Origin of the sequence: Sphingobium cupriresistens, assembly GCF_004152865.1 — a bacterium.
Classification (GTDB): Bacteria; Pseudomonadota; Alphaproteobacteria; order Sphingomonadales; family Sphingomonadaceae; genus Sphingobium; species Sphingobium cupriresistens.
This window is the reverse complement of sequence record NZ_SEOO01000024.1, coordinates 44,768-70,967: the sequence shown is the minus strand read 5'-3', so window position 1 is coordinate 70,967 and position 26,200 is coordinate 44,768. Positions and strand designations below refer to the sequence as shown.

The following is a 26,200-nucleotide window of genomic DNA, read 5'->3' as shown; positions in this document are numbered from 1 at the left end:
GACATGCTTAGCCAAGCACGTCTCACGACCAAGGCCTGGCACCAATTCCTCGATGACTTTATCAACGATCCCGAGCTCGCCGCGCGCTTCAAGGCCCATAAGCCGCGGTAACAATCGGACGGTTACGTCTGATCTCGCCGCCAGGCTGACGAGTATCCGTATCCGGACCATCTGCCATCGGGTCATTTGGCTTCTTCCTTACAGTCGTCAACATGCCTACATTGTGAACTCGGTCGCTGCGACCTATGCTGATGAGACGATCGATCTGCTGCGCTTTCCGACGCGGGATCGGATACACCCGACGCGCTACGACCTCGTAGCGCGGGTACTACTGCGGTCGGACCCGGACTGACGCGCACGCATCTTCTGCATCGCGTTGCAACGCCGACCTTTGGCATCTGTGCATCTCAGATGAGGCAAGTTCCAATTTTGCGGTACCTGATACTCCGATTAGCCTTTGTGCACGATTATCGGCTATACAGGTTGCTGAGATGCGATATCTGACGGCGATCGAACTGGCGAACTGGATGGCGCTTTATGTCGCTGCCGGTTCGTGCTGCGTGATCGCCATGGCGCTCTCCTGCGCGACGACAATGGTGGAAGTGGTTCGCGAGCGCGGCTGGTCCAGCGTCAATTCCCTTCGGTCCGCCATCCTGTTTGTCCCGAAAATATGGTGGCGCTGGCAAAAGCTGTACCTGACTTCCATGCCTGTGACGCTCGGCATCGTCATTCTCTTCGCCACATCGATGCGCTGGAGCTAGGCGCCCGCCGCGCGACGGACGATAGCGCCGATGCGGCCCGTTTCCACATCCGCCGGTGATACACACACGAGTGGACCAATTTGCGCCATGCGCGGATGAGTGACAGCTTTTGCGGCTAGATACGTCTCATCAGTTGATCCCATGGCTTCCACGATGATCGACCTGATCTCGCCGGTTTCGCGAGAGCGCAGTTCCAGGATGAAGTCAGGCCGGCAGGCGCCGATCGGCGTAAGTGTGTCGAAAACCGGTTTCTCAATGGTGAGGTCGATTCCGATGCGATCGAACGTCCATTGGAGTTTGATCAATTCGCGGAGCACTGCGCGTTCAAATTCGGAATCTACCGGAACGAAGCGTTTCCCTGAGAAAATAGGCTGGGCGTAGGCACGGAGCGGCGCATACCCATGGGCTTCAGGATATTCCCCAGCAACGACGATCGTCAGGTAAGGCCCCTTGATCTGGTTTCCACGGATCGACGGCGATTGGACGCGATTGGCGAGGACAACCGGATCGCTTCCCGGCACATATATGGTGGAGCCGCGGACATCCTGAGCAAATAGGGCCAGGAACGCCTGCGGAGCATGGCCGCGGGGCCAGCCTCGGGCAAGTTCACGCAGACGCGCGTACATGCGTCGGCTGTGTAGCGCCTGAGCATGCGTCCAGAACGCGCGACCCAGTTCAATGCCTGGCGCGATTTCGACTTTTCCGGCCGCAACGGAGAGCACGCGGAATTCGGTTTTGATGGAACGCTCGGCCGTATCGAACGATGGAGGCAGGCAACGATTCAAGCCGGAAAGAGCAAGAAGCCGCCAAAGCAACCGCGCCAGGCGCGGGATCGATGCCTGACGGGTACGATCATCGGTGCTGTCCTCCTCGGGACGTTGGGCAAGCTTCTCGGGCGCGGGGCGCAGAACCTCGAAATAGCCGGCGGGCGGTTCCGCAGGGCTTTCCTGTGTCCACACTTCGGTGATGCGGTTTGTTGCCTGTTCGCGGAAAAACGGGCAATCGGGTTGATGCTCGGGCCGATCAGTGCTCGTAAGACGCCGCAGGTAGTAGGTTTCAGCTTCCGAGAGGAAGGCGGGAGTCAGGATGGGCGGCGGTTCACCTGGCGGCAAGCAGTCACAGGCGATCCACTTTTCGCCGATGCGCGCTTGCTGGACGAGCATGATCCCCGCTTCTTCATCGGCCCGGGCACCTTGGCCGATGTACCAGCGAACCAGGGCATTCCGAACGGCCTCTGGAAGAGGAATTCGGCCCTTTCCGCAGCCATTGCTGTATCGCGCGATCAGCCACATTTCGCTCTCGCAAGAGCTGTGCGGCCGGCCGTCAGAGTGTCTCGGGGCGGATTGACAAGATGGACTCGGCTGGCGTCCATTTTCCTCGGTTCAAGAATGGGGAGGTCGTCATGCGTGCTTTTTTCTTGGGTGTCGCCACCGTCGGCCTGATCTGTTCCGTCGAAGCGCCCGCCGTCTCGAGGCCTGAACACGCGGTCCGAAGCGTCCAGCTCATCGCGATGGGCGCCCCGGTGAAGCAAGACGTCGCGGCGCCGGCTGCGCCAGTTCGGGATCTGCCAGATGCGACACTGTTGCCGCCGGTTGGGGACTTTCGGGTGCATGACCTCAGTCGGCAATGGGTGGAATTCCAGATGGCGAACAATTTCATGGACACAAATCCCCGGTCGGCGCCTGCCGATGCCGAAGATCCGTTCGCCCATGTGGGCGTCGCGCAGTTGGGCGCGATGGCGGTCGAAGCACAGCTCCCGCCTGCATCCAGCGTGCCTGTCCCGCTCTGGATGCGAGGCGGCGCCATGTTCGCGTCGGCGGCTTATCATTATGTGCCTGGCTGCTCTTCGCCGGGTTACCGGCCGACCGGATTTCTGACGTCCGATGCCGAGATGCGCCGGGCTAGTTACTACGACATGATGAGCAACATCGCATGCCAATATGGCATTCCGGTTGGCCTGTTCGATGCCATGATCATCCGGGAAAGCCGGTATCGGCCCGACGCTTTCTCGCGCAAGAACGCATTCGGGCTCACACAGTTGATGCCCGACACGGCAGTTGCACTGGGCGTCAACCGTTACAGCATCAATGAGAACCTGCGCGGGGGCGCGAAATATCTGCGCCAGCAGCTCGACCGTTTCGGCCACTATCATCTCGCGCTCGCCGCCTACAATGCAGGACCGGGGCGGATTCGGAATGGCCTGGTCCCGCAGATCCCTGAAACGCAAGCCTATGTGGACAATGTTCTGCTCAACTGGTCGCGATTGAGCGGGATCGGGCGCCAGGCGACAATCATTTCGACGACAGCCGGCCCTAACACGCAGCTGCGCCCAACAATCGGAAGGAAGGCGTCCGTCTCGACATTCTAGCCGCATGGTTTGCTGATCCATGTCCACGAACAGTTCGGCTAGAGGTCGAAATCGTCGCCATGGGTGAGGCGATTTCTGCGCTCATGAATAGCTTGGACCTCCTCGGTCACCTTCTTGATCAATGCGTTTTGGAGCGACGGGCTCCAGGCCAGCCTGATCTCGGTTCCATCGAAGCCACCCAATTCCTCGAGCACATCAATCATTCGCTCAGGCGCGCGCACGCATATGTCGCAGAGCATGAAGACAGCCGTCGAATAACATTTCTGATAATATTCATCGAGACCTTTGAAGGTTTTCAGGCACACATATGCGTGCACTAGATTCATGCCGAGCGCGTGCAATATTGTTTCAAATTCAGGAAGCGTCATGGTGACGCGTTTTTCGGGCTTGCTGTGCAGCAAAACGCCCAGCCTCGATTTGCTGATACCGGTCAGGTGGGCGAGTTTGCGTTGAGTTGCTTTCTTGCAAGCCATCGCCCGCAGGATCAGAGGCACATAGTCCCTCTGCAGCTCGTCGCCTTGGGCGAGCTCCACAACTTACGCCCCTAACTTGGCAAGAGATGTCATATCGATCCCCCAATGCCGTTCGGATGGGGAAGACAATCATAGCAGAAAAGCCAATGCAAGCGTGGTTTCGACCAGATTTGTCCGAACCGAAAGGCTAACGCATTGGTGACCGCGCTTGTTAGTGCCGGGACCCCTTGAATGGGCCGGTCTCGCGAGGTTGATCGAACTCGTCCAACTGGAGCTTGGAAATCACGCGAGCTGCCCGCTGCTCGACTATATAGTTGAATAAAAGGGCAGAAAGAGCGTCCCCAACAGAAATGTTGGTTTCGAGTCTTGTTTCGAGCAATTCTTTTATTCTCTCAAGATTTTTGGCACTCGTCTCCGTAATCTCTAAATGGATCTGAATGCTTCCGCCTGTAGGGACAGCCACCAGATGGCGCTTTAGGTTCTCCGCATCCTCATCATCTATCTTTTCTATTCCTGGAACGCGGCTGTTCACGAGATTTTCGAGCGTCTGATAGCACTTAGTACTATTAGAATGAAGGCGAAGGCTCTCAGTCGTGAGATGAAAGAAGCGTTCGGAGATATCCAGTGTAAAGTCTCGTGAGTCAGCGCCCATAGTGCCCACGTCCTGAACTGCCCTCATCCATTAGAGCCCGATCGATGGTCGGTTGCCTTGCCGGGATTATGAACAGGCAATGGTTAATATCTGACGAGTCTTGCGCCGCGAATCTACCGCGAATGAAGCCTGTCCGCAATTGCAGGGCATAACGCCCCGTCAACCCGGCCAATTTGCCCCATATGACGGGGCAGGATGCCCTGATCACCGGGACACGGTGCCCCATTTTCATCACCGACATCGAACATGATCGAAAATTTTCCCGATTCGGGAGGGGGCTGATCCCATACGTCGTTGCGGTGCGGCGATGTGATTGGCCAGCTTTGTTTGGGCGCGGTTCCGTCGCGTCTCCAATCGAAGGAAATCCACATGCAGTCTGTCCTCCAAAAGAGCGGACACGCGGAGCTGGCGATCCTCGCCCTCGCCGTACTCCTGTTCGCTTTTCTCTTCTTCGCCGGTCCCGCCTTCGCCGGCGCCGACACGACGTTCAACACCGCGCTCACTAAGTTCACCGACTTCCTCGAGGGATCCGGCGGCAAGATCATCACGGTGCTCAGCCTCGCCGGCGGCGTGGTCGCCCTCGCTTCGGGTCGCTTCTCGATGGGGCAGATCGCGATCCCGGTCGGCGTCGGCGTCGGTGCCGGAACCGGCGTGCCGATCGTCACGTCCACCGTGACCGCGACGATCTGAACCGATCCCAGGCCTGTGCGGAGTAGCAGCTCCGCCCAGGTCCAGGAGGGGGTGGTGCAATGGCCGCAGACAAGTACGTCATTCCAACTCATCTCGACGATCCCGAGCTGATCGGGCTGTGGACGCTGGATGAGTTCCTGGCGATGGTTATCCCATTCGTCTGGGGGATCCTGTCTCAGCACATCCTTATCGGCATGCTTCTTTCGGGGGCGGGCTGGTGGGGTCTCAGAAAAGCTAAGGCAGGCCGGGCGACGTCCTGGCTGCTTCACCTGGCCTATTGGCATCTTCCGGCCGGCTTCACCGGCCTGAGAGCCACGCCACCCTCATATCTTCGACTGATGGCGGGGTGATATGGAACTTTCCTACAGCCATACGAACAGCCAGCGGATCCTGCGCCAGCGCAACATTCTGGCCGTCGCCGCGGTGGCGCTCGCCGTGATCACCCTGCTGCTCTGCACGGTCAGCCTGTCGCGCGACCGCGAGGTGGTGCTGCAACCAGTGCTGCGTTCTCCGCTGACGGTCAGCTCTGCCGGCGTCAGCCGCGAATATCTGGAGATGATCACGCGCGACACGGTCGTGCTGACGCTCGATCGCAGCCCGCAGAACCTCGAATACTGGATGAATGCGGTGCTCGACATTGCGAGCCCGCGCACGCAGGGCAAGATCAAGGCCGACCTGCTCAAGATCGTCAGCGAGCAGCGCGGCTCCTCGATCTCGCAGTTCTTCACCATCCAGAAGATGGAGATCGACACCAGGAACCTCCGCTCGGAGGTGACCGGCGAACTGCACACGATCGTCGGCAACAAGGTCATCTCCAGCGAGAACCGCACCTTCCGCTACGACTGGGAATATTCCGGCCTGTCGCTGAAGCTGGTGGGCTTCGGGATGGTGAAGACCGGCTCCGCGAAAGACCAACAGGGGAGCTCATCATGATGCCGGTCTATGCTATCGGGAGTGCCGCGCTCGGCACTGCCTTCCTCTCGCGCGTGACTTGCCACGCGAGCCGCTTCATCGGCGCAAGCCTCGTCGCCCTGGCGGTCTTCCTCATCGCCGAGCCGGCCTTCGCCGATCAGACGATCATGGCGAGCGACAGCGCGCAGGTTGATTGCACCGCGTCGGCCAAGGATCTGACCCGCATCAGCCTCGTCGAGGACGAGTTCGCGAGCGTGTCGAAGATCTCGACCGGCAATCCGCAGGACGACTTCTCGGTCGTCAACGAGCCGGTCCGCGGTGACATCTACCTGTCTGTGCCAGACGGGTTTGGCCGACCCGCGCTTTCCTTCTTCGCGACCAGCAAGCGCGGCTACGTCTACAAGTTCGTGTGCCGGATCAGCGGGGACCAGGCCGCCCAGGTCTTTGTTTCGAACCCTGCGATCGCCAACGAAAAGGCGGCCGAGAATGGTCCCGCCAATCAGCTGGGACCCCAGGATGCCGCCGTCGAGCTTGTCCAGGCCATGTATTCGAATGCCGTCGCCGATGGCTACGAGATGCGCCAGCGCACCCTGCGCCCCGTCTATGTTGGCACTCTCAAGGTCCAGATGATCGCCGAATATCGGGGTTCCGAGCTGACCGGCCGGGTGCTTCGGATCGAGAACAAGGGTGACCAGAGCGTCGAGCTTACCACAAGCATGGTCGCTCCTTCGAGCGCGCTCGCCGTCTCGATCGCCGACACCAAGCTCGCACCGGGCAAGGTCACCACGGCCTACCTCGTCTCGCAAAATGGTCCGAGCCCCTTGGCTGGCCAAAATACTCCTACGGGAAGGTGAGGATATGGCTCTTTCCGATTTCCTGAAGCGCAGTCGCCGTCCTCTCGACGGCGGCAGCGAGGGCGGCACCGAAGAGGGAGTTTCCCCGCTGTCGGGCGATCTCGGTGCCAATGACGCAGTCCGCCGCCGCCAGCGTCTGCTCCTCGCCGGCGTCGCGGGCGTGGGCCTGGTCCTTTCGTCCTTCTGGATCTTCGGCGGCGACGGCGACAAATCGAAGGAGACCGACGACGGCGTCAGCGAGGTCGACGTCTCCACCAAGGATCTCGTCAACCGCAACCTCTCCCAGCAGGAATGGATGGCGCTTTCGGAGAACCGCTTTCAGTCGACAGAAAACCAACTCAAGTCGATCGACGGGCAGAATAGCCGGCTCGAGGCGCTGACCGCGCAGGTCGAGGCGCTGAAGGGCCAGAATCAGGCGATGCAGGCCGATGGCCAGCGGGTCCTGTCCGCCTACCAGGCCGAAAACGAGCAACTTCGCCGGCAGGTCGCTGATCGCCGGACTGCCGCAGCACCGGCGCCCGGCCCGGCCGCAATGTACGGGCCCTATGGTCCGCAGGCCTATCAGCGACCGGGCGCGCAGGGCGGAACGCAAGCGGCGGCTCCGATCGCTTCGGCCGCGGAAGTGAAGCTCGTCAACTTCACGACGACGGATAGCGGCAACGCCTCCCGCATTGCCAAGGGCAACACGGTCTATACCGACAGCGTCAACTATCTGCCGCCCAACAGCTTCGCGCGTGCGAAGGTGATCGTGGGCGTGGATGCGAGCGCGGGGGTCAACAGCCAGAGCGATCCCTTGCCCGTCGTGCTGCGTGTGACGGGTCCGGCGCGCTCGGTCTACCAGAACGGCCGCCTGCTCACGACCAAGATAGAGGGCTGCCTCATCAACGGCGCGGCGCGCGGCGACCTCTCGAGCGAGAAGGTCTACGTCAAGCTTCAGAAGATGACCTGCCCGCAGCCCGGCGGCCGCTACGCGGTCTCCGAGGTCAAGGGCTTCATCGCCTTCGGGGGTAAGACGGGCGTGCGTGGCCGGGTGGTGTCCCGCGAAGGCTCGCTCGTGACCCAGGCCTTCCTGGCGGGCCTTGCTGGCGGCTTCGGCCGTGGCTTCTCGGCGAATGCCAACTCGGTCTTCCAGGGCACCAACATCACGACCAACGGCCAGCGCCAGAAGCTCTCGACGGGCGACATCCTCGAGGGCGGTTTCGGCGAGGGCGTCGCCCAGACTGGCGACATGGTCTCCAAATATCTGATCGAACGCGCCGAGCAATACCAGCCCGTGATTGAGATGCCGACCGGCATCGATGTTGAGATTGTCTTCCTGGAGGGTGTCTATGTTCGCAATTGATCGTCTGCGCGCGCTGGGCCGCCCGTCGCGCCTCGTCCTCACCACGCTCCTCGGGCTGAGCGTCGCCGGCATCGCGCTCGCGGCCGACACGAACAGCCCGGAAGACCGGGTCCGGTTGCTCCTAAAGACGCGGCTGCCCAAGACACCGGTCACCGCTATCGATTGCGGCAAGATCAGCGGCCTTTGCGAGATTACCGCGGGCGCCAACCTGTTCTACGTCGATACGGGCGCGCGTTTCCTCGTCATCGGCCGCGTCTATGACATGCAGACCCGGCAGGACATCACGGCCGCCCGTCTGCTCGAGATGAACCCCGACATGCTCGTCGGCGCAGCCGCGAAGGCCAATGCGGCGGCAAATGCGGGCGGCGAAGACGATACTTCACAGCTCGCTGCGGCAACGCCGGGCCGGGTGGAGAAGCCAGTCCGCCCTGCGACGCCGCAGAAGCTCTCGCTCGCCGAGCTGCCCCGAGACGGTGCGATCGTCTGGGGCAATCCTTCGGGCCAGACGATCACGGTCTTCACCGATTTCCGCTGTGGCTATTGCCGGGCGCTCACCAGTGTCCTGAAGGACATGAACGTGCGGGTCGTCGAACGGCCGATCTCGGTGCTCGGAAGCCGCGATGTCGCCGACCGCGTCTACTGCGCCAGGAACCGGGAGGCCGCGCTGCATGCAGCCTATGCCGGAGAGGAAATCAAGGCAGGACCTTCCTGCAACACCTCGGGGCTCGATGCGAACGAGGCCTTCGCCCACCGCCATGGTCTCAGCGGCACGCCGGTCATCGTGCGCGGCGACGGTGCGGTGATCGAGGGCTACCGGCCGCGCGCCTTCCTCGAGAATTGGCTCAAGGGAGGCCAGTCGTGATCCGGCGGTCCTTGGTTGGGCATGGCGGCGGCCGCCGTCGTCTGTGGCTGCCGGGTGTGCTCGGGTTGACCAGTCTCCTGGCGCTCAATGGCTGCGCCAGTTTCGGCGGCAATGTGCGCGGCAGCTTTTCCTGCGCGGCGCCCGACGGCATCTGCGCGCCGAGTTCGACGATCGACGACAGGGCGCTTGCGCTCATCTCGGCGGACCCTTCGGACGGCGATGCTCTGCCCACCGGCAATATGCGGCAGCCGATGCGCGGGAAAACCAATCGCGTGGCGATGGGCCAATCCGCGCGCCTTGCCTCGACCGATGCCGGACGCAGCCAAGAGAAGGTGCTGCGGATCGTCTTTCAGCCCTATATCGACGAGCGTGGCCGGCTCCACGAGGCCAGTGCGGTCCATGCGGTCGTCGCGAGCGGGGAATGGCGGCAGCAGGCTCTGATGCAGGCGTCCATGCCGGCGCGGGCGTCGGCGGTGGCACCAGACATCCAGGAATCGCTTGGTGATGCGGTCGACCGCATCGATCCGCCGCTGACAGGCTTCGCCGACAGCGATCCGAACGGACCGGACCCGGCGGCCGTTGCGGCTGCCCGGGCGCGCAAGCCTGATCCGGCCCCCGATCCGGTCAGTGCGATCAAAGCGGATGTCAGGGCGCGTCTCGCTCCCAGGGCGCCAGCGACATCCGGTTCGGGAACGGCGGCGGCTTTGAGCCATACTCCGCCGGCTGCCGCTTCGACGGTGCCTCATCCCCCCTCTGATGCACCGGCGAGCGGCAGTCCCGAAGCCAAGGCGGCCTCGGCACCCGCTCCGCAGCCTATGAGCGCGACCGGCGCGGCGGCGGTCGCGCGCGTGAAGGCCGATCCCCACTATCAGGAGGTCGCCAATGGCGCGGCTAAGGATGCCCGGGATGCCGGCGTTGCGCAGACCGGAGCGGCAGCCGCGCCGGCGGCGATCGGCGCGACGGTGAAGGCCGCGAACTTCCCTGCTGCCGTGCCGGAGGACAAGTGAGATGGCGGGGAGCTTCTTCGAGAGCCTGCTGTCCGGGATCCTGGGCGACGCCAAGCGGCCCGACGCCGAGCGGCCGGAGTTTGGCGTGCCGATGCTGGCGCATTGGCTGCCCTATCGCAGCTATGATCCCAAGACCGGGATATTCTACAACAGCGCATCGCGCGGCTTCGTGATCGAAGCAGCGCCGCTCGTCGGCGCGGACGAACGCACGGGCGAGATCCTGACCCAGTTTCTCTCGGAGGCGATTCCTGCCCCCGGCTGTCTGCAGTTCCACCAATGGATGAGTCCGCGGATCGGCGAGCGCCTCTCCAAATGGTATCTCCCGCGCTATTCCGCGCGCGGCGTCTATGAGCGCATGGCCAAGCACCGGGTCGACTTCCTGACCGACGGGGTCTGGAAGTCGCTTTCGGCCGACGCGCCCTTTTCGCTTCGCAATCACCGCGTGGCGATCTCCTATTCGACGCCCGAGAGCTCGAGCGTGACGGCAGAGGAGATCGTCGCCGTCATGGACGGCATCATCTCGGCGCTTGCCTCGATCAATGTGTCGGCCAGGACGATGGATCCGCAGGCACTCATTGCCTGGATCGACGACATTACCTCGCCGACTACTGCTGCCGGCGAGGACGTGGTCAGCTATAATCCGCTCGATCCGATCGCGGACCAGGCAATCCGCCGGGACGTCGAATTGCATATCGAGTCTGACCGGATGCTGCTTCGCACCGAGCGATTCCGGCCCACCGGCAAGACCATCGACGAAGCGCCGGAGATCGGTGAAATTCTGCCGGACGTCTTCGACGTCCGCTCGTTCTCGGTGCGCAACCTGCCGGCACGCTGGGCGCCATGGGACGTCGCCCGGCTGATCGGCGACATGTTTACCGACAAGCTGCGCATGCCGTGCCCGGTCGCGACCAATCTCTGTGTCGAATTCCCCGATCCGATGGCCGCGAGCAACAAGGCCAGCTTCAAGTTCATGCGCACAACGAGCCTGGCCGATTCAAAATCGTCGCGCTTCCTGCCGCAGCTGCGCGATCAGAGCCAGGAATGGCGCTATGTGAACGACGAGCTGCGCCAGGGCCGCAAGCTCGTGCGCGTCTTCTTCAGTGTCACCGCCTTCTCCCCGAAGGGCCGGGGGGACGCGAACGAACGGGTACTCAAATCCGTGTACCGGGCAGCGGGCTGGGATCTTCTCGACGATCGCTACCTGCAGATCATGGGTCTGCTCTGCGCGATGCCGATGACGATGGCCAACGGTCTCGCGCGCGATCTCGAGCGCATGAAGCGGATGCGCACATTGCTGACCACGACCGCCGCTAATCTCGCCCCCATTCAGGGCGAGTTCCTCGGGAGCCAGGTGCCCCATCTGATGCTGATCGGCAGACGTGGTCAGCCCTTCTTCTGGAGCCCGTTCGAGAATGCGGCCGGCAACCACAATGTCGCTGTCTTCGGCAAGTCGGGCTCCGGCAAATCGGTGACGCTGCAGGAGCTGTGCGCGTCATTCTGTGGCGCCGGCGCCCGCGTTGTCGTCATCGACGACGGACGCTCGTTCGAGCATTCCGCCAAGCTCCAGGGCGGCGCTTTCGTCGAGTTCACGATGGCTTCGGGCTTTTGTCTCAACCCGTTCAGCATGATCGACGAGGAACTCGCGGCGACCGATGAGGACTATCTCCTCGACTGCATGGCAATGCTCAAGGCCATCGTGAACCAGATGTCGCGCCACATGGATCGGCTCAACGATACCGAGCGCGGCCTGATCGACGGCGCAGTCAACACGGTCTGGGCGGAGAAGGGGCGGGCTGGTTCGATCGATGATATCATCACCGCCCTGGATGCGACCGGCAACCAGCAGGCCACCGATCTTGGCATAGCTATGCGGCCATTCTCCTCCGCCGGCACTTATGGCCGCTTCTTCCAGGGCGAAGTGTCCTTCGAGTTGTCGGCCCAGCTCACCGTTTTCGAACTCTCCGATCTTTCGTCACGTGAGGAACTGCGCAGCGTAGTGCTGGCCGCGATCATGTTCATGTCACAGCAAATGATGCGTAAGGTCGACCGTTCGATCCCCAAGGCGCTATTCCTGGATGAAGCGTGGCAGATGATGCGCGGCGGGGCGATGGCCGAGTTCATCGAGGCCTTTGCGCGTACCTGCCGTAAATATTATGCGTCGCTCATCACCGCGACCCAGTCGCTCAACGACTATTACAAGTCTGCGGGTTCGATCGCCGCCCTTGAGAACAGCGACTGGTTCGTCATTCTCCAGCAGAAGCCGGAGACCATCGCCGACTTCAAGAAGCATGATCGTTTCGAGATGGACGACTATACCGACGCGCTGCTGCGCTCGCTGAAGATCAACGGCCGCGAATATTCCGACATTCTGATCAAGGGGCCAGAGACGTTGGCGGTCGGCCGCCTGGTGCTCGATCCCTTCTCGTCCACGGTCTATTCCTCCAGTCCGGCCGTCTACGCCGCCATTGAGGATCTCGTCACGCAGGGCCTCACCATGGATGAGGCGATCGAGCGGATCGCCTTCCCGGACAACCCGGAAAAATGGGCCTCTCACGAGGATCCCGAGCTCGCGCAAGCGGCGGAGTGAGCCATGGCCAGCAGCACAGAGCCGAGGGTACAGCCATCCGCGCCGCCGTCGATCGACGCGCGCGCGATGCTTCATTTCACCCTGTATTTCGGCGGCTTCCTCGCATCAACGCTGCTCATGACCTGGGGCCTGTTCGCGCTGTTTTTTCTCGCCCTTGGCGGCTTCTCGCTCGATGGCCTGATGAACCAGCTCAACAACCTCAGCACCCGCTACGTCATCGCGACCCCGGATCGGGTCGCATCGTTCAAGACCATCTTCGCCGTCGCACATCTCATCCTTTCCGTGGGGCTCATGGTCCTGCGGAGAGGCAGGATCCTGCCTTCGGCCCGATCGCAGGGAGACCCCCGCCATGGCTGAGCAACCCGAACTCGACCTTCCCGCGCCACCGGTATCGCCAGCAGCGCCAGCGAAGCCCAGACGAACATTCTTCGCTGGCTTCAGCCGTATGCAGATCCTCGCCGGGCTGATCCTTCTGGCCACTGTGGTCTGGGGCATGTGGGTCACCAAGACACTGGTGACGCCCAAGCAGGATCATATCGTCTCGGCGCGGCTCTCCTCGATCGTCGGGGAATATGTGCAGGCGCAGGCGCGCTCGACATCGCCTCCGGCGCAGGTCGAGGCCGAGATGCGGGGCTTCATGGCGTCGCTCGACAAGGAACTGCAGCGGCGCAGTGCTGGCGGCCAGATCGTGCTCGTCGGCGAAGCCGTGCTCACGAAGAACGTGCCCGATATAACCGACAGCCTCAGACAATCGGTCTACGCCTCGGGCGTCCCGCGGCCGCGCCAAGCTTCGGCCGAGGAGCTGCAGCAGATGAATGCCCAGGCGATGGCGGCCGCGAGACCCCAACTTGCAGCCCCGGCTCAGATGCCGGGCCAGATGCCCGGGGCTGCTCCTCCGATCGATCCCATGATGGCCGCACAGGGCATGGCGGCGCCAGGAATGGTGTCTTCAGGGCAGCAGCAGCCGGTTCCGCAATATGCTCCGCCAGCTGCGCAAGTTTCGACCTTCGGAGGCTCCGATGGCATCGGCGGCCAGTGAGGCGCGCCCAAGCTGGCGGCCACGCACGCGGCTATGGCTGTTGTTCGGCCTGTTCATCGCGGGCAGCGTTCTGCTCAGCGCGATCAGCGCATGGCGCGACGATCATCTGCTGCTGATCAACACGACGGGTTCGCTTCCGAACTGGGCCTTCCTCATCCAGCGCCACAAGCTGCCGGCGCGCGGAGACTATGTTTTCTTCGACCCGCCGCCAAGCACGCTCCTGCGTCGCCACTTCGGCGCGAAGCCGCGGATGTTCGGCAAGATCGTCTACGGCATGCCGGGCGACACGATCAGCCACGTTGGCCGCCAGGTTGCGGTGAACGGCCACCTCGTCGCGCAGATGAAACCGCTCACACGCTTTGGTGAACGCCTGACGCCGGGCGCAACCGGCCCGGTGCCGCAGGGATGCTATTTCGCGGCTACGCCGCACAAGGATGGCTTCGACAGCCGCTATGCCGAAATCGGCTTCGTATGCGCGCGCCAGGTCATAGGAACCGGGGAGCCGATCCTATGAGGGTGCTCATCTCAGGCGGGCTGGCCATCGCCGCAACGGTCGGCGGGTTGATCGTCGTTGGGCCGATGCGGTCGGAGGCCAAGGACTATGGCCAGGCCGCGCAGGCGTTCCCGGTCATCGAGCCCGATCTGCTCTCCACCATTGAAAACCGCCTGCGCCGCGCAGAGGCAAGCGGCGAGCTCGCCCGGACCAACGAGATGTTCGCCAAGCGCGTCGAGGCGAAAGTTCGTCGACCCGATCCCGTCACGGGGGTCACCCCGGCCCGGACCGCCCGGAGCTGGGACTTCGATCCGTCGGTCACGATGGAACGCGACATCCGCGACCAGAAGGGCAACCTGATCGCCCCAGCGGGACAGCGGATCAACCCGCTCGACTTCGTCTCGATCCGTCAGGACCTTGTCTTCATCGACGGTGACGATAGCGAGCAGCTCGCTTGGGCCACGACGCGCTACACGGACCTCAAGGCGAAGATAATCTTCGTGCGTGGATCGCCGGTCGAGCAGATGACCGCGAAGAAGCGGCGTTTCTACTTCGATCAGCAAGGCAAGCTCACTTCCCGCTTCGGCATCGAGCATACGCCAGCCGTGGTCACCCAGGCTGGCAAGGTGATGCGCGTCTCCGAGGTGGTGTTGAAGTCCGGGAGCCCGGGCTGATGCCGCTGTGGCTCGACATGCTCCGAACGCCGATGGCGGCACCCGAGACTCGCGATCTTCGGCGGCTGCGCCGGATCTGGCAGGTTCTTTGCCTGCTACTGGCCGCCAGTGTCGCGGGCTTGCAGCCGTTGATGCGGATCAGCGGTCAGGCGGCGCCCTGTGCGATCGCGTCGCTGCTGGCGGCCACGCTGTTGACCACGGCGCTTTACCTCGCGCGCAAGCATCGCGCGGACACCGCCTTTCTCGAACCTGCCGGGGAGGATCAGTGATGCGCGGCTTTCGATCAGCTCTGCGGCTTCTCGTCATGGCGCTGGCAGCCTTCTTTCTGGCGCCGAGCGCACAGGCGGCAGGGCCGACCTGTCACGGGAAGTTCGTCAATCCGATCACCGACGTGTGTTGGTCTTGCCTGTTCCCACTCTCGGTCGGCGGCCTCAAGATCTGGCCGAGCGGCCGGCCGGATACGAGCAATCCCGCTTCCCCGATCTGCTTTTGTGGCAGCCCGCTTCCCAGGATCGGCATCTCGGTCGGCTTCTGGGAGCCGGTGCGGCTCGCGGACGTCACAATGAAGCCCTGGTGCTTTCCTAATCTCGGGGGTGTGCGCATCGCGCCGGGGTTCGACATCGGCCAGGGCTATCTGGCCGGCCCCTCGATGGTGGGCGGCCGCTCGCAGAGCACGGCCAAATGGCACGTGCACTGGTACGTCTATCCGCTGCTCTACTGGATGGAGATCCTGACCGACTTCGTCTGCTTCGAGCAGGCGAGCTTCGACATCGCCTATATGACCGAGGTCGATCCGCTCTGGCAGGACGATAGTCTGACGGCGCTGATCAATCCGGAAGCCGTCGTCTTCGCTAACCCGATCGCCCAGGTCGCCTGCGCCGGCGACTGCATCGCCGGGACCGTCCACCTGCCGCTCGATCCGCTGTTCTGGTGTGCGGGGTGCCAGGGCAGCATGTATCCGCTCAACGGCAACGTGCCGTCCTCGATCGGCCATGTTCAGTCCTCGCGGCTCGCACTGTCGCGCTTCGCCTACAAGATGCACCGCGAAGCTCTTGCCTGGGGGACGATGGGCTCGGCCGGGCTCTGCAAGAAGTACCTCATGCCGATCATGCGCAAGCAGCAATACCGCTTCCAGATGGTCAATCCGATCCCCACCGTGAGCGGCCGCTTCGCCTGCTCCACGATCGGGGCATCCACCATGCCGCCTGACGCAGGTCGCGCCTATCCCGCCGCCGGCGAGGACATGGGCTACCTCGTCTGGCGCAAACGCAATTGCTGCGTGCTGTAGGGGGCCGTCCAATGCGCAAATACCTCTGGGGCTTCGCAGCGATCCTTGGCTTGGCGAGCGTGACGGCCTTGCTCGCGCAGACCGTCGACGGGATCGACGTCCAGGCGATCAAGCAGCGTTCGGCGGACCTACAGGCGGATGCCGAGGCTTTCGTCAACCATGTGAAGGATAGGGGCGACGCCTTCCGCGAGGACGCGCAGACCGTTCGCGACGCTGGCATGGAGAACATGCAGCGGGTCGCCAAGAGCGATCTGCCCAAGGGACCGGCAGGCCCCGTCGATTTCGACGAGATCGTGGCCGGTGCCGCGTCGAACGCGACGGCAGGGAAGGGCGAGGCGCCCCAGTTCATCGTCTTCGCGAGCCTGTCGATGCCACCGCAGTCGCTGCAGAAGCTGATCGGCGACACGGCCAGGGCCGGCGGGGTGGTCGTGTTCCGCGGCTTCCCCAACAATTCGATGAAGGAGTTCGCCACGAGCCTTGGCAAGATCATCGACCGGCAGGACGATTTCGCCAATGTCGGCATCGATCCGCGGCTGTTCCGCGCTTTCGATGTCCAGGCAGTGCCGACATACGTCAGTGTCTCGTCGGACTTCGATCTTTGCGCCGGCTTCTCCTGCCAGACCAAGCTGCCGCCCTATGATCGGCTCGTCGGCAACGTCTCGGTCGAATATGCGCTCGAGCAGTTCGCGGACGGTAATGGCCCGGGCGCACGGGTCGCAGCGGTTGGCCTCGCCAACATGCGCAAGGCCCATCCATGAGGGCGTATCTCGTCCTGGCTGCGCTCTTCGGCGTCGTTATGGCGAGTTCGCCCGCGCTTGCCCAGATGACGCTCGACGAGGCGCGCCAGGAGGGGAAGGCGCTGGGTACGGAGAAGCGCAACGATTCCACGCTGGTGCCGTCCAGCGATGCGCAAGCCGCCGCGGTCCCCGGCTATTCCGGCACGAGCTTGCCCGAAGGATCCTATTTCGACGATCCCGGTAAGCTTGAGTCCGACGCCCAGGCGGCCAAGTCGTCCAACGAGCAATATCGCATCACCACCGATGCCGATCACAGCCGGGCCACGTTCAGCAATTCCGAGATCCTCGCGACCACGGCGCGCGCGACATCGGTCGAAAACGATCCCTCGACCTATCTCGCTGGCGAGGAAATGGGCGGCACCAAGGGCACATGCGTGCCGCTGCCCGCCGCGCCGGGGAGCGCGGGCTATTATGAGGCGAGTTGCAACGCCGGCAGCAAGGTCACCACGGAAGCCCGGACCTGCAACGTCAGCCTTGACGTTCACACCGAGAAGCGGACGATCTACACCTATTACACGGGTCGGTTGAGCTTCCTGCCGACAGATGGCGGGCCCTATCCCGCCCGCGCGGCTTTTGACGACGAGATCGCCACCGGCATCTGCTGGGAAAGCCGCCCGATCGACTATTGCGACAATATGAGCGCCTATGGATATACTGCGGCGCCGACCTGCAAAAGCCTTGGCCACACCGCCGTCGAGGTCAAATGCACCGCCGAGGCCCAGGGGATCACGCCGGGCGAGTATCATCCGGGCTATGTGCTCTCGACCGGCAATTACTGGCTCACGAAGCAGGAAGAACCGGCCGTGCCGGTCATCACGCGCAACGAGGGGCTATGCGCCGCCAATGCCGGCGACCCGAACTGCACGCTCGAGACCGAAGTGTGCACGTCGAGCGACCCGGTCACCCGGATCGTCGACGGCGTTCCTGTCACCCAGCCCTGCTGGGCCTGGCAGCGGACCTATCAATGCCACCGGATCTCAACAGCCAATGACTGCGGTGATCTCGAGGCGAACGGGAGCTGCACCTATCTGCGCACAGAATGCCTTGACGAGGAGCCTGATGGCGGGCCCTGCAAAGTCGAGAACCGCGTCTACAGGTGCCCGACGCCTTCCGGAGGCACGAGCGATGCGCCGCAATATATCTGCGGCGACGACGTCTATTGCATCAACGGCGACTGCGAGCCGATCGTTCGCGAAGCGTCGACCGAGTTCAAGGACGCGCTCGTTGCGCTGCATGCGATCGACCAGGCGGGCAAGGAGTTCAACGAAGCCGATCTCCGGGTCTTCAGCGGCACGCGCGAGACCTGCCACAAGCCGGTGTTCGGCCTTATCAACTGCTGTGCGGGCAAGACGTCGGGTTTGTTGACGGTCGGCGCTGGCGCGGCTGCGCTGGCGGGCGGTCCCGCGGCGATCGCCGCGCTCGCGACCCCCTTCCTGGTCCTTTTCGCATGTTCACAGGACGAGATGAGGCTCGACATCAAGGACCGGATGGGCCTGTGCCATAATCTCGGCACCTATTGCTCGTCGAGTTTCCTCGGCATCTGCAGCACGCGGCGCACCGCTTATTGCTGCTTCGAGAGCAAGCTCTCCCGCATCCTCCAGGAGCAGGGCCGTGTGCAGCTCGGCAAGCCGTGGGGGGCGCCGAAAAAGGAACAGTGCATTGGCTTCACGATCGACGAGTTCTCGCGGCTCGACCTGTCGGTAATGGATTTCACCGAGGTTTATGCGGACTTCATGGATGCGGCCAAGCTGCCGGACGAAGTCCAGACCATGACCGAAATCCAGCAGAAAATTCAGAACTACTACGACCTCCACGGCAAGTGAGATGGGCCGATCCGATCTCCTTGCCGCAGGGGCCGCAGCGCAAACCCAAGGAAAGTGACCATGCCTATCCCTGTTCTCGAGCTGCCCCTCGTCCTGGCATCCCTGGCGCTGCAACCGTCGGCCCCAACGCCCCACCATCGTTGCGGTGGCTCTCCCGCGACCGTGGCCGATTGCTGCGTCCACCCCGCAGCCTGGGACAGTCTGACACCCAACCCACCGCTCGCACTCCCTTCCGCGCAAACCGCCTCAGCCGATGAAAGGACGAAGCGTGATGTCCCCCGTCGCTAAACTCTCGATGCTGCTCGCCCTGTCGATTGGGACTGCTGCTCCCCTGTTGGCGCAGGATGCGCCGCCGTCACGCGACACGATCGAGCAGAACCGGCCGGATGCTTTCTACTGCGGCGAGCGGAAGCTCGGACAATGGTTCTATTGCGACAAGCCCAGACCCTTGCCGCGCGAGGCGCAACCGTCGCCGCCGCCGAGCGCGGTCGACCGGATGGCGGCGATCACGAAGCAGCTCGACGAATTGAAGGCCAAGGCGATCCTGGAGCCGACCGAAGAGAACGTCATCGCCTACGTCCGCTTCCAGCGCGAGCAGCTCGACCGCGCCTCGACTTTCTCCGACGTGTGGCAGCGCGCGCTCTGGCAGAACCCCGACATCGACTACACGTTGCAAAGGCCCGTCTCGACGGTCGGCAAGCGTGCCTGGCTCGACAATCGAAAGGCCGATCGCGACGCGGTCCTGACCAACCTGGGGCAGCGCTACGGGCTGTTCTACTTCTTCGCGCAGAGCTGCGGCGCCTGTGAGCTGTTCGCCCCGATCCTTCGCTCGGTGACCGACAGCCACCGGATGGCGGTCATGGCCGTATCGATGGACGGGGGGCCGAGCCGCGATTTTCCGGAACATGTCGTCGATTCCGGGCAGCGGGCGCGCATGGGCGTGCCGGGCAATGAGACACCGGCGCTGGTCCTCTTCGACACGGTGACCAAACGGACCATTCCGGTTGGATACGGCATCCTGAGCGCCGATGAGATCATGGATCGCATCTTCACGCTCACGAACACGAAAGTGGGGAGCGATTACTGATGGGACAGGATCATCGCAAAGGGCGCGCCCGCCGCTTCTTCCGCTCGGCCGCCGGCTCGATGGCCATGATGGCCGCGCTCAATTTTTCCATCGTCGGGGTCGCGCGCGCCGACGTCGCGTCCGAGATGAACAACTTCTTCTCCGACGCGGGCGGCGCTGCCAACGTGACCGGCCCCTCGGCCTATCAGGGTCAGTCGGCCGGCTATTACTCTCTCGGCAATGTCTGGACGCGTTTCCCGCAGAAGAGCGTGCAGCCGTTCAATCTTCAGCTTCCGAGCGCCCGTGCGGGCTGCGGCGGCATCGACCTGTTTTCTGGAAGCTTCTCCTTCATCAATGCGTCCGAGATCGTGGCGATGCTGAAGGCGACGGCCAACAACGCGCTTGGGTTCGCCTTCAAGCTGGCCATCGATTCCGTCTCGCCCGAGATCGGTAAGGTCATGGACGAGTTCAGCCAGAAGGCGCAGCTCCTCAACCAGATGAACATCTCCAGCTGCGAGACCGCTCAGGCGCTGGTCGGCGGAATCTGGCCCCAGATGGATTCGACCCGGGCGACCATTTGCGAGGCGGTCGGCAACAGCCAGGGCGTCTTTTCCGACTGGGCCGCCTCGCGTCAGGGCTGCAACAACGGCAATCGGCGGGATTCGACAATCGCCGGGAACACCGATGCGTCGATGAAGGACCAGCTGGTCGGCGAACCGCACAACTATACCTGGGAGGCGCTGAAGAAGTCCGCCAAGTTCGGGGCGTTCGACCAGTCCTTCTCCGAATATATCATGACGCTCGTTGGTACGGTCGTGACGACGCCGTCGACGGACCCGAGCGTTGGCGGCAAGGTGGTGATGTTCGGTCCGGCGGAAGACGCCGTCGTCACTGCGCTGCTCGACGGCACGGCGGACGCGCCGCCGGTCAAGATGCTGAAGTGCAACGACGAGAATTGCTACGATGTCGGCGAACAGACCCTGTCGGTCCCGGCATCGTCGGCGCTGCGCCCGCGGATCGCCACGATGATCAAGTCGATGAGCGACAAGATCCGGTCGGACACGCCGCTCAACGCCGCCGAAAAGCAGCTCCTCAACCTCGCGACCGTGCCGATCTACAAGATCCTCGCCGTGCAGGCCTATGCCCACTATGCGCTGACCGACGGCGAGATCCAGACGCTGTCCGAGATTGTGGCCGTCGACCTGCTCTCTGCCATGCTCGACAATATGCTGGACCGGGTCGAGCAGGCGAAGGTTCACTACCAGACCTTCGACCAGGAGACCGCGACGCAGTGGAAGCAACAGATCGCGGCCACGCGCGCCAAGTTCAGCCAGCGGGATGTCCGTCTCAACAACAAACTGCAGGTGACGATGCAGATCATCAACCGCAGCATCATGCTGGAGTCTACCCTGCAGAACTCGATGACGCCGGGGATGGCGTCCGCGCTCAACTTCTCGCGCGGGCTGAACGCCCAAGGTCTGAATTAGTGCGGCTGAACTGAAGCGGGAGCGCGTCGATGCTGGAGGTCTTCACGGTCGGGGGCGGCGAGTATCTCGTAAACGTGTTCAACGCCGTCGCTGCCTGGTCAGGGGGAGGGGGCTACCGCTCGCTCCTGCGGGTCGTGATGGTGATGGGCCTCATCTACTCGCTGCTCGTTGTCGCCTTCACGCTTAACTACAAGGCGTGGATGAACTGGTTCCTCCAGGCGACGGCGATCTATCTTTGCCTGATGGTGCCCACGGTGAGCATCAAGGTGACCGACCGGATCAACCCGAGCCTCGCGCCATCGACTATCGACAATGTGCCGATGGGCCTGGGTGTGCTGGCGAGCTTTACGACGCAGGTCGGGGATTGGCTGACGCGGACGGCCGAGACGGTGTTCGTCATGCCCAGCGAGCTCAATTATTCGAGCAATGGCATGGTCTATGGCGCGCGCCTGTTCGACGCGACCCGCAATTTCGTTGTTCGCGACGCGGAGTTCTCGACCAACCTCGAAAACCATTTCAAGAACTGCGTGTTCGGCGACGTGATGCTCTATCAGAAGTCGCTCACGAACCTCGCCAAGGCGCCCGACCTGTGGGCCGCGATCGGGCCGGGCTCGGAAGCGCGCTCGCAGGAATGGCTGGAGCGCCAGGGCGACGGCACCGTTCAGAACTTCATCATCACCTGCCGCCAGGCCTACCAGGCGCTCGACGCGCAATGGGCGCCGATGATCGAGGCCAATGCTCCGATCTGGGGTAAGGAGGTCTATCCCAGGCTCAGCAACGCCCTGGCCGCCGACAAGCTCAAGCATGACGTGCCGATCGCGAACACGGCGTTCACCGGATCGGGGAGCAATTTCACCGAAACGATGCGGCAGAACACAGCGATCAACGCCTTCATGCAAGCACGCAACAGCATGGCTGGTGGGGCAGGCGCGGCCGCGATAGACACCTTCGCCCAGACGCGCGCCGACATCCAGGCGCGCAACACCTATAATTCGATTGCCCAGCAGGCGATGGCCTGGGTGCCGATCCTCAACATCGTCCTGACCGTCGTCTTCTTCGCGATGTTCCCAGTCATCTTCCCGCTGTTCCTCATGCCCCAGACGGGGGTTGGCACGCTCAAGGGCTATGCCATGGGCTTCTTCTACCTGGCTGCCTGGGGCCCGCTCTATGTCATCCTCCACATGATCTGCATGACAAGGGCGGAATCCGCGGCGAACGGCGTGGCCGGGGGAGGCGTGACGCTTGGAAGTTATGCCGGCATCGGCGCGGTCAACGGCGAGACGGCGACGATCGCCGGCTTCATGCTGATGAGCGTGCCTTTCCTCGCGGCCGGTCTTGCTCGCGGCGCGATGTCGATTGCTGGCCAGTCCATGTCGATGCTGGCGCCGGCGCAGAACGCGGCGGAGGCCGCCGCGCTCGAGCAGACCACCGGAAACTACTCCTATGGCAATGTGAGCTGGGCGAACTCGACTTCGAATATGCGGCAGGCCGATCAGTGGACCACGGCGCCGAGCTATATGAGCGGCGCCCCGAGCATGGGCTGGCGCCAGGATAATGGCGCGATGATCAACGGCTTTGGCAATGGTCAGGACGTCTTCGACACGTCGGGGGCCATTTCGCGCCTCGGCTTCACCCCTACCATGACGACCGGGTCGGTCGCGGAATGGCGGGAGATGGCGAGCGAGGCGCACCGACAGTCGCAGGCTTATGAGAATGCCGCGGCCGAGGTCCTGACCGCTACGCATGCCAACCGCAGTGCATTCGGCACCTCGACCGAGCGGTCGTCCGGCTGGGATTCGAGCAGCGGCCGGCAGGCGAACACGTCCGTCGATCAATTCGACCGGCGGACCGGGAGCAGCACGCAGGGTCTGGAGGAACGGGATACGATCTCTCAAGGTCAGCGAATATCTCAGGGCCATGATCGTCAGGCGCAGACGAGCGACCAGATCTCCGGGGTGGTGTCCGCAGGAACGGGACGGCAGACGGCTGGAGGGTCGGGCGGTCGCGGAGGAATTTTGGGCCGCCTTCCCGGCATTGGCGGCAGCGTATCGAAATCAGGGTCTCAGACAGATGCGCTAAGGCATGCGACTGACGAAACCCGCGGCAGCGACAGCGCCAACACATCCTCGAGTGGCGTGCGTGACGAACATTCGAGCGGAAGCGGCGCCTCGATGTCCGATGGGACCTATTCGCGCAGCGGTAGCTTCAGCCGGGCATCCGCCACATCATCGGCGTCGGCGAGTACGGAGGATTCTCTGGCGCTGGCAAAGTCGTACTCTGAGACGGCCCGGCGCCTTGAGGAGCTTTCCCAGCAGCTGTCACGCGACGCCAGCTATGCCGAGACGCATGGCATGCAGCTCAGCGAGAATCTGAGCCAGGATCTTGCGCAATGGTATCGCCGCCAACAGGTCGAAAATCCGGGGCTTGACGCGCCCGAGCTTTGGGCAACCGATCTCACAGACCAGCAGCGGCTTGTGCGCCAGGAGATGATCACGCGCTGGATGCATGACAAGCAGGATGGCATCCGGGCGGAGATTGCGGGGCGCCTCCACGATCCGGACCTGGTCGATGTCAATCGGCCGAGCGTGGGGAACGAGGCGGATGTCAGGGCCTCCTACCGGCCGCATGGTCCTGGGCGGCTGCCCGCCGGTCCTGGCGGCGGCGGGGATGTCGGCGCCGCTGCGATCATCGAGGCCGGCAAGGCAGAGCTGGGGGGCGACCGCGCTGCGGCGCAGACGATGCGAGGGCAGCGGGTTCAAGGGGCCGCTGATCTTGAGCAGGAGGTGAACCGCGACCACGATCGCGGATTCTTCCAAGACCCCAAGCTTCGCGAATAGAGCTTAGAGGATGTAGAACATCGCTCCCACGAGGCCGGCCATGCAAACGTAGGCGAGGGCGTAGCCTATTAGACCGCCACGAGTGGGGTTCCCGTTTTCGTCGGTGATCATTTCGATCTCAGGAATCTCTTCCTCGACAATCGCGTAGATGGGACCGCCGGACAAATCCTTCGTTCGATTATATGTGTCGAGGTCGAATTTTGGGAAGCGCATGCTTTCTCCTGTGACGGAGAATAGCGGTTGGGGCGCTTTTCCGCAACCCTTGAGACGCGACTTATAGCGAGATTATCAAGTTTACAAAAAAACGATAAACCACCATAACCTCGCTATGGATGCTCGTCGTAACCCCTTCGCGCCTGGCGCCGGCACTCGCCCTCCAGAGTTGGCGGGGCGAGATGCGTTGCTTGAACGCAACGCGGTCGCGCTCGACCGAATCCGCGCGGGGCGCGCGGCACGCCCGAGCGTCCTCTATGGACTGCGCGGTGTAGGCAAGACCGTTCTGCTCACGACGATGCGTGACGCAGCCGAGGGGGAGGGCATGGCTATCGTCGCCATCGAGGCTCCCGAGAACCGTTCGCTCCCCGGCATCCTCGTGCCTGCCCTTCGGGCGACGCTGCTGAGGCTCGATCGCATGAAGCAAGCTTCGGACGGCGTTAAGCGCGCGCTTCGCGCGCTGGCCGGGTTCGCAAAGCTCAAGGTCAAATATGACGATCTCGAAGTGGGACTCGATTTCGACGTCGAGCCGGGCCTGGCCGACAGCGGCGACCTTGAAGCTGATCTCGCCGATCTGTTGGTTGCAATCGGCGAGGCGGCGCGAGAGAAGGGGTCAGCTGTGGTACTCGTCATCGACGAGCTCCAATATGTGCCTGAAGAGCAATTGGCCGCATTGATCAGTGCGCTCCACCGGGCCAGCCAGAAGCAGCTTCCCATTACAATGATCGCCGCTGGCTTGCCGCAACTCGTTGGGCAGATGGGCCGGGCCAAGTCCTATGCGGAGCGACTTTTCGAGTTCGTCTCCGTCGGACCGCTCGATGATCACGCCGCGCGCGATGCCATTCGGCTTCCAATCGAGCGGGAAGGCGAAGCTGTCGATGATGCGGCGTTGGACGCGATCTGCGAGCAGACCCAAGGTTACCCTTATTTCCTCCAGGAGTGGGGAAAGCATAGCTGGGATGCAGCTGAGGCGTCGCCGATCACCCAAGACGATGTTGCGGCGGCAACGCGTAGCGCGCTCGCGGAACTTGACGCCAGCTTTTTCCGCGTTCGGTTCGATCGTCTGACCCCTGCCGAGAAGCGCTATCTGCGCGCCATGGCCACTTTGGGCACTGGACCGCACAGGTCGGGAGATGTTGCCGATGCCTTGCACGTGAAGGTTTCAAGCGTGGCGCCGACGCGAAACAGCCTGATCGCGAAAGGAATGCTCTATAGTCCCGCGCATGGAGATACAGCGTTCACCGTGCCCCTGTTCGATGCATTCATGCGAAGAGTGATGCCGGAAGGATGATTTTTGAAGCACCGCCCCGAACGACCGGGGAAGGGCACCAAGCTATGAGTCATCGTTCCCTTTTGTGTCTTGGTTAACGTCAAGAGTGGATTTGACCGCCGCCAAGGAGCGACGTTTGGTGCGAAAATGAACGGGGCTATCTTCATCATCACGAGGTTCACGAGCGAAATTCACCAAGAGGAGCTGAGGGCCTGACCCAACTGCGCCCAACCTGTCTTCGGGGTTTCGCAAGGGGCAGTCGGTGAGGGACATACAGCCGCATCCAATGCAGGTTTCGAGGCGGTCACGCAGCCTCATGAGACTAGCTATCCGCTCGTTCAATAGCGTACTCCACTCGGCACTGAGCCGACGCCAATCCGTTGACGTAACCGGCCCCTCTGGAATCCGGTCAAGAAAATCCTTTAGTTCGGAGAGCGAAAGCCCGACATATTGGGCGGTTCTGATAATGGCGATCCGTCTCAATACGGATCGAGGATACCGCCTTTGATTGCCGGCTGTGCGCTCGCCCTTGATGAGGCCTTTCGCCTCGTAGAAATGGATCGTCGAAACCGCGACTCCGCTACGTTGCGCGATGGCGCCAACAGATAGAGGACGTGTTTTGTCAACAGTCATTGCAAAGACTCGTTACCAAATGTCGGTGCTAGAGCACCGGCAAACTACTTCAGGACTCAGGATGTGGTCATT

The 26,200-nt window shown here is 62.8% G+C and carries 28 protein-coding genes; 22 read left to right on the top strand and 6 right to left on the bottom strand.

Annotation, left to right across the window (positions count from 1 at the left end; genetic code table 11):
* Positions 1 to 527: 527 nt before the first annotated feature.
* Entirely contained in the window at positions 528 to 761 is a 234-nt protein-coding gene (locus EWH12_RS14750; protein WP_073974989.1) for a hypothetical protein, read from the top strand.
* On the opposite strand, the gene EWH12_RS14745 is transcribed toward EWH12_RS14750, so the two are convergent.
* A complete protein-coding gene (locus tag EWH12_RS14745) occupies positions 758 to 2,053 on the bottom strand; it encodes a hypothetical protein (protein ID WP_017184786.1) in 1,296 nt (431 codons plus the stop codon). The two genes, EWH12_RS14750 and EWH12_RS14745, sit on opposite strands and share 4 nt — an antisense overlap.
* Positions 2,044 to 2,472, bottom strand: coding sequence for a hypothetical protein (locus EWH12_RS22675; protein WP_242496069.1), 429 nt, complete (start codon positions 2,470 to 2,472; stop codon positions 2,044 to 2,046). Before EWH12_RS22675 ends, EWH12_RS14745 begins: the two co-directional genes overlap by 10 nt.
* Here EWH12_RS22675 and EWH12_RS14740 point away from each other — a divergent pair, their 5' ends adjacent.
* Positions 2,473 to 3,129 (top strand): lytic transglycosylase domain-containing protein, encoded by a 657-nt coding sequence (locus EWH12_RS14740; RefSeq protein WP_242496068.1) that lies wholly within the window; start codon positions 2,473 to 2,475, stop codon positions 3,127 to 3,129.
* Between the two features lie 38 nt (positions 3,130 to 3,167).
* On the opposite strand, the gene EWH12_RS14735 is transcribed toward EWH12_RS14740, so the two are convergent.
* Together EWH12_RS14735 and EWH12_RS14730 are read right to left on the bottom strand one after the other, a co-directional pair.
* Positions 3,168 to 3,662, bottom strand: a complete 495-nt coding sequence (locus EWH12_RS14735) for a hypothetical protein (protein WP_017184784.1) — start codon at positions 3,660 to 3,662, stop codon at positions 3,168 to 3,170.
* A 151-nt stretch (positions 3,663 to 3,813) separates the two neighbouring features.
* On the bottom strand, positions 3,814 to 4,254 hold the full coding sequence (locus tag EWH12_RS14730) for a hypothetical protein (protein WP_242496067.1): 441 nt from the start codon (positions 4,252 to 4,254) through the stop codon (positions 3,814 to 3,816).
* A 369-nt stretch (positions 4,255 to 4,623) separates the two neighbouring features.
* Here EWH12_RS14730 and EWH12_RS14725 point away from each other — a divergent pair, with 369 nt between their 5' ends.
* The 19 genes from EWH12_RS14725 to EWH12_RS14635 all read left to right on the top strand — a co-directional run bounded on the left by EWH12_RS14725 (position 4,624) and on the right by EWH12_RS14635 (position 24,012).
* Positions 4,624 to 4,944, top strand: coding sequence for a TrbC/VirB2 family protein (locus EWH12_RS14725; RefSeq protein ID WP_017184782.1), 321 nt, complete (start codon positions 4,624 to 4,626; stop codon positions 4,942 to 4,944).
* A 59-nt stretch (positions 4,945 to 5,003) separates the two neighbouring features.
* Positions 5,004 to 5,294, top strand: a complete 291-nt coding sequence (gene traL / locus EWH12_RS14720) for a type IV conjugative transfer system protein TraL (protein WP_017184781.1) — start codon at positions 5,004 to 5,006, stop codon at positions 5,292 to 5,294.
* Between the two features lies 1 nt (position 5,295).
* Complete coding sequence (locus tag EWH12_RS14715) at positions 5,296 to 5,877, top strand: type IV conjugative transfer system protein TraE (protein WP_017184780.1); 582 nt, start codon at positions 5,296 to 5,298, stop codon at positions 5,875 to 5,877.
* On the top strand, positions 5,874 to 6,710 hold the full coding sequence (locus EWH12_RS14710; protein ID WP_017184779.1) for a type-F conjugative transfer system secretin TraK: 837 nt from the start codon (positions 5,874 to 5,876) through the stop codon (positions 6,708 to 6,710). Before EWH12_RS14715 ends, EWH12_RS14710 begins: the two co-directional genes overlap by 4 nt.
* A 4-nt stretch (positions 6,711 to 6,714) precedes the next feature.
* A complete protein-coding gene (locus tag EWH12_RS14705; RefSeq protein ID WP_017184778.1) occupies positions 6,715 to 8,052 on the top strand; it encodes a TraB/VirB10 family protein in 1,338 nt (445 codons plus the stop codon).
* A complete protein-coding gene (locus tag EWH12_RS14700) occupies positions 8,039 to 8,914 on the top strand; it encodes a DsbC family protein (RefSeq protein WP_017184777.1) in 876 nt (291 codons plus the stop codon). The genes EWH12_RS14705 and EWH12_RS14700 overlap by 14 nt, the downstream gene beginning before the upstream one ends.
* Positions 8,911 to 9,921, top strand: a complete 1,011-nt coding sequence (locus EWH12_RS14695) for a TraV family lipoprotein (RefSeq protein WP_017184776.1) — start codon at positions 8,911 to 8,913, stop codon at positions 9,919 to 9,921. Before EWH12_RS14700 ends, EWH12_RS14695 begins: the two co-directional genes overlap by 4 nt.
* A 1-nt stretch (position 9,922) precedes the next feature.
* Positions 9,923 to 12,508 carry a type IV secretion system protein TraC gene (gene traC, locus EWH12_RS14690; RefSeq protein ID WP_017184775.1) on the top strand — a complete coding sequence of 862 codons (2,586 nt, stop codon included), beginning with the start codon at positions 9,923 to 9,925 and terminating at the stop codon, positions 12,506 to 12,508.
* Between the two features lie 3 nt (positions 12,509 to 12,511).
* Positions 12,512 to 12,865, top strand: coding sequence for a hypothetical protein (locus EWH12_RS14685; protein ID WP_017184774.1), 354 nt, complete (start codon positions 12,512 to 12,514; stop codon positions 12,863 to 12,865).
* Complete coding sequence (locus EWH12_RS14680) at positions 12,858 to 13,547, top strand: type-F conjugative transfer system protein TrbI (RefSeq protein ID WP_026002700.1); 690 nt, start codon at positions 12,858 to 12,860, stop codon at positions 13,545 to 13,547. Before EWH12_RS14685 ends, EWH12_RS14680 begins: the two co-directional genes overlap by 8 nt.
* The gene (locus EWH12_RS14675; protein WP_017184772.1) at positions 13,528 to 14,061 is read left to right on the top strand and encodes a S26 family signal peptidase; all 534 of its coding nucleotides are present in this window, start codon (positions 13,528 to 13,530) and stop codon (positions 14,059 to 14,061) included. Before EWH12_RS14680 ends, EWH12_RS14675 begins: the two co-directional genes overlap by 20 nt.
* A complete protein-coding gene (traW, locus tag EWH12_RS14670) occupies positions 14,058 to 14,714 on the top strand; it encodes a type-F conjugative transfer system protein TraW (RefSeq protein WP_017184771.1) in 657 nt (218 codons plus the stop codon). Before EWH12_RS14675 ends, traW begins: the two co-directional genes overlap by 4 nt.
* Entirely contained in the window at positions 14,714 to 14,983 is a 270-nt protein-coding gene (locus EWH12_RS14665; protein ID WP_017184770.1) for a hypothetical protein, read from the top strand. The genes traW and EWH12_RS14665 overlap by 1 nt, the downstream gene beginning before the upstream one ends.
* Positions 14,983 to 16,002 (top strand): conjugal transfer pilus assembly protein TraU, encoded by a 1,020-nt coding sequence (gene traU, locus EWH12_RS14660; protein ID WP_026002699.1) that lies wholly within the window; start codon positions 14,983 to 14,985, stop codon positions 16,000 to 16,002. Before EWH12_RS14665 ends, traU begins: the two co-directional genes overlap by 1 nt.
* 11 nt (positions 16,003 to 16,013) lie before the next feature.
* Positions 16,014 to 16,760 (top strand): type-F conjugative transfer system pilin assembly protein TrbC, encoded by a 747-nt coding sequence (trbC, locus tag EWH12_RS14655; protein ID WP_017184767.1) that lies wholly within the window; start codon positions 16,014 to 16,016, stop codon positions 16,758 to 16,760.
* On the top strand, positions 16,757 to 18,622 hold the full coding sequence (locus tag EWH12_RS14650) for a conjugal transfer protein TraN (RefSeq protein ID WP_017184766.1): 1,866 nt from the start codon (positions 16,757 to 16,759) through the stop codon (positions 18,620 to 18,622). Before trbC ends, EWH12_RS14650 begins: the two co-directional genes overlap by 4 nt.
* Before the next feature lie 271 nt (positions 18,623 to 18,893).
* Positions 18,894 to 19,709 (top strand): conjugal transfer protein TraF, encoded by an 816-nt coding sequence (locus EWH12_RS14645; RefSeq protein WP_026002698.1) that lies wholly within the window; start codon positions 18,894 to 18,896, stop codon positions 19,707 to 19,709.
* Between the two features lie 65 nt (positions 19,710 to 19,774).
* Complete coding sequence (locus EWH12_RS14640) at positions 19,775 to 21,175, top strand: conjugal transfer protein TraH (protein WP_037515325.1); 1,401 nt, start codon at positions 19,775 to 19,777, stop codon at positions 21,173 to 21,175.
* Between the two features lie 29 nt (positions 21,176 to 21,204).
* Entirely contained in the window at positions 21,205 to 24,012 is a 2,808-nt protein-coding gene (locus EWH12_RS14635) for a conjugal transfer protein TraG N-terminal domain-containing protein (RefSeq protein ID WP_017184763.1), read from the top strand.
* 3 nt (positions 24,013 to 24,015) lie between these two features.
* Here EWH12_RS14635 and EWH12_RS14630 read toward each other — a convergent pair whose 3' ends face one another.
* Positions 24,016 to 24,225, bottom strand: coding sequence for a hypothetical protein (locus tag EWH12_RS14630; RefSeq protein WP_017184762.1), 210 nt, complete (start codon positions 24,223 to 24,225; stop codon positions 24,016 to 24,018).
* Between the two features lie 115 nt (positions 24,226 to 24,340).
* Here EWH12_RS14630 and EWH12_RS14625 point away from each other — a divergent pair, with 115 nt between their 5' ends.
* Entirely contained in the window at positions 24,341 to 25,516 is a 1,176-nt protein-coding gene (locus EWH12_RS14625; RefSeq protein WP_026002697.1) for an AAA family ATPase, read from the top strand.
* Positions 25,517 to 25,558: 42 nt separating this feature from the next.
* On the opposite strand, the gene soxR is transcribed toward EWH12_RS14625, so the two are convergent.
* Positions 25,559 to 26,128, bottom strand: a complete 570-nt coding sequence (gene soxR, locus EWH12_RS14620; protein WP_081095122.1) for a redox-sensitive transcriptional activator SoxR — start codon at positions 26,126 to 26,128, stop codon at positions 25,559 to 25,561.
* Positions 26,129 to 26,200: the final 72 nt, after the last annotated feature.

Excerpts from the sequence above, each read along its gene's own strand:
- EWH12_RS14750 (WP_073974989.1), top strand. The coding sequence starts at position 528 with ATGGCGCTTTATGTCGCTGCCGGTTCGTGCTGCGTGATCGCCATGGCG.
- EWH12_RS14745 (WP_017184786.1), bottom strand. The coding sequence starts at position 2,053 with ATGTGGCTGATCGCGCGATACAGCAATGGCTGCGGAAAGGGCCGAATT.
- EWH12_RS22675 (WP_242496069.1), bottom strand. The coding sequence starts at position 2,472 with ATGGGCGAACGGATCTTCGGCATCGGCAGGCGCCGACCGGGGATTTGT.
- EWH12_RS14730 (WP_242496067.1), bottom strand. The coding sequence starts at position 4,254 with ATGGGCGCTGACTCACGAGACTTTACACTGGATATCTCCGAACGCTTC.
- EWH12_RS14725 (WP_017184782.1), top strand. The coding sequence starts at position 4,624 with ATGCAGTCTGTCCTCCAAAAGAGCGGACACGCGGAGCTGGCGATCCTC.
- traL (WP_017184781.1), top strand. The coding sequence starts at position 5,004 with ATGGCCGCAGACAAGTACGTCATTCCAACTCATCTCGACGATCCCGAG.
- EWH12_RS14715 (WP_017184780.1), top strand. The coding sequence starts at position 5,296 with ATGGAACTTTCCTACAGCCATACGAACAGCCAGCGGATCCTGCGCCAG.
- EWH12_RS14710 (WP_017184779.1), top strand. The coding sequence starts at position 5,874 with ATGATGCCGGTCTATGCTATCGGGAGTGCCGCGCTCGGCACTGCCTTC.
- EWH12_RS14705 (WP_017184778.1), top strand. The coding sequence starts at position 6,715 with ATGGCTCTTTCCGATTTCCTGAAGCGCAGTCGCCGTCCTCTCGACGGC.
- EWH12_RS14700 (WP_017184777.1), top strand. The coding sequence starts at position 8,039 with ATGTTCGCAATTGATCGTCTGCGCGCGCTGGGCCGCCCGTCGCGCCTC.
- traC (WP_017184775.1), top strand. The coding sequence starts at position 9,923 with ATGGCGGGGAGCTTCTTCGAGAGCCTGCTGTCCGGGATCCTGGGCGAC.
- EWH12_RS14685 (WP_017184774.1), top strand. The coding sequence starts at position 12,512 with ATGGCCAGCAGCACAGAGCCGAGGGTACAGCCATCCGCGCCGCCGTCG.
- EWH12_RS14680 (WP_026002700.1), top strand. The coding sequence starts at position 12,858 with ATGGCTGAGCAACCCGAACTCGACCTTCCCGCGCCACCGGTATCGCCA.
- EWH12_RS14675 (WP_017184772.1), top strand. The coding sequence starts at position 13,528 with ATGGCATCGGCGGCCAGTGAGGCGCGCCCAAGCTGGCGGCCACGCACG.
- traW (WP_017184771.1), top strand. The coding sequence starts at position 14,058 with ATGAGGGTGCTCATCTCAGGCGGGCTGGCCATCGCCGCAACGGTCGGC.
- EWH12_RS14665 (WP_017184770.1), top strand. The coding sequence starts at position 14,714 with ATGCCGCTGTGGCTCGACATGCTCCGAACGCCGATGGCGGCACCCGAG.
- traU (WP_026002699.1), top strand. The coding sequence starts at position 14,983 with ATGCGCGGCTTTCGATCAGCTCTGCGGCTTCTCGTCATGGCGCTGGCA.
- trbC (WP_017184767.1), top strand. The coding sequence starts at position 16,014 with ATGCGCAAATACCTCTGGGGCTTCGCAGCGATCCTTGGCTTGGCGAGC.
- EWH12_RS14650 (WP_017184766.1), top strand. The coding sequence starts at position 16,757 with ATGAGGGCGTATCTCGTCCTGGCTGCGCTCTTCGGCGTCGTTATGGCG.
- EWH12_RS14645 (WP_026002698.1), top strand. The coding sequence starts at position 18,894 with ATGTCCCCCGTCGCTAAACTCTCGATGCTGCTCGCCCTGTCGATTGGG.
- EWH12_RS14640 (WP_037515325.1), top strand. The coding sequence starts at position 19,775 with ATGATGGCCGCGCTCAATTTTTCCATCGTCGGGGTCGCGCGCGCCGAC.
- EWH12_RS14635 (WP_017184763.1), top strand. The coding sequence starts at position 21,205 with ATGCTGGAGGTCTTCACGGTCGGGGGCGGCGAGTATCTCGTAAACGTG.
- EWH12_RS14630 (WP_017184762.1), bottom strand. The coding sequence starts at position 24,225 with ATGCGCTTCCCAAAATTCGACCTCGACACATATAATCGAACGAAGGAT.
- EWH12_RS14625 (WP_026002697.1), top strand. The coding sequence starts at position 24,341 with ATGGATGCTCGTCGTAACCCCTTCGCGCCTGGCGCCGGCACTCGCCCT.
- soxR (WP_081095122.1), bottom strand. The coding sequence starts at position 26,128 with ATGACTGTTGACAAAACACGTCCTCTATCTGTTGGCGCCATCGCGCAA.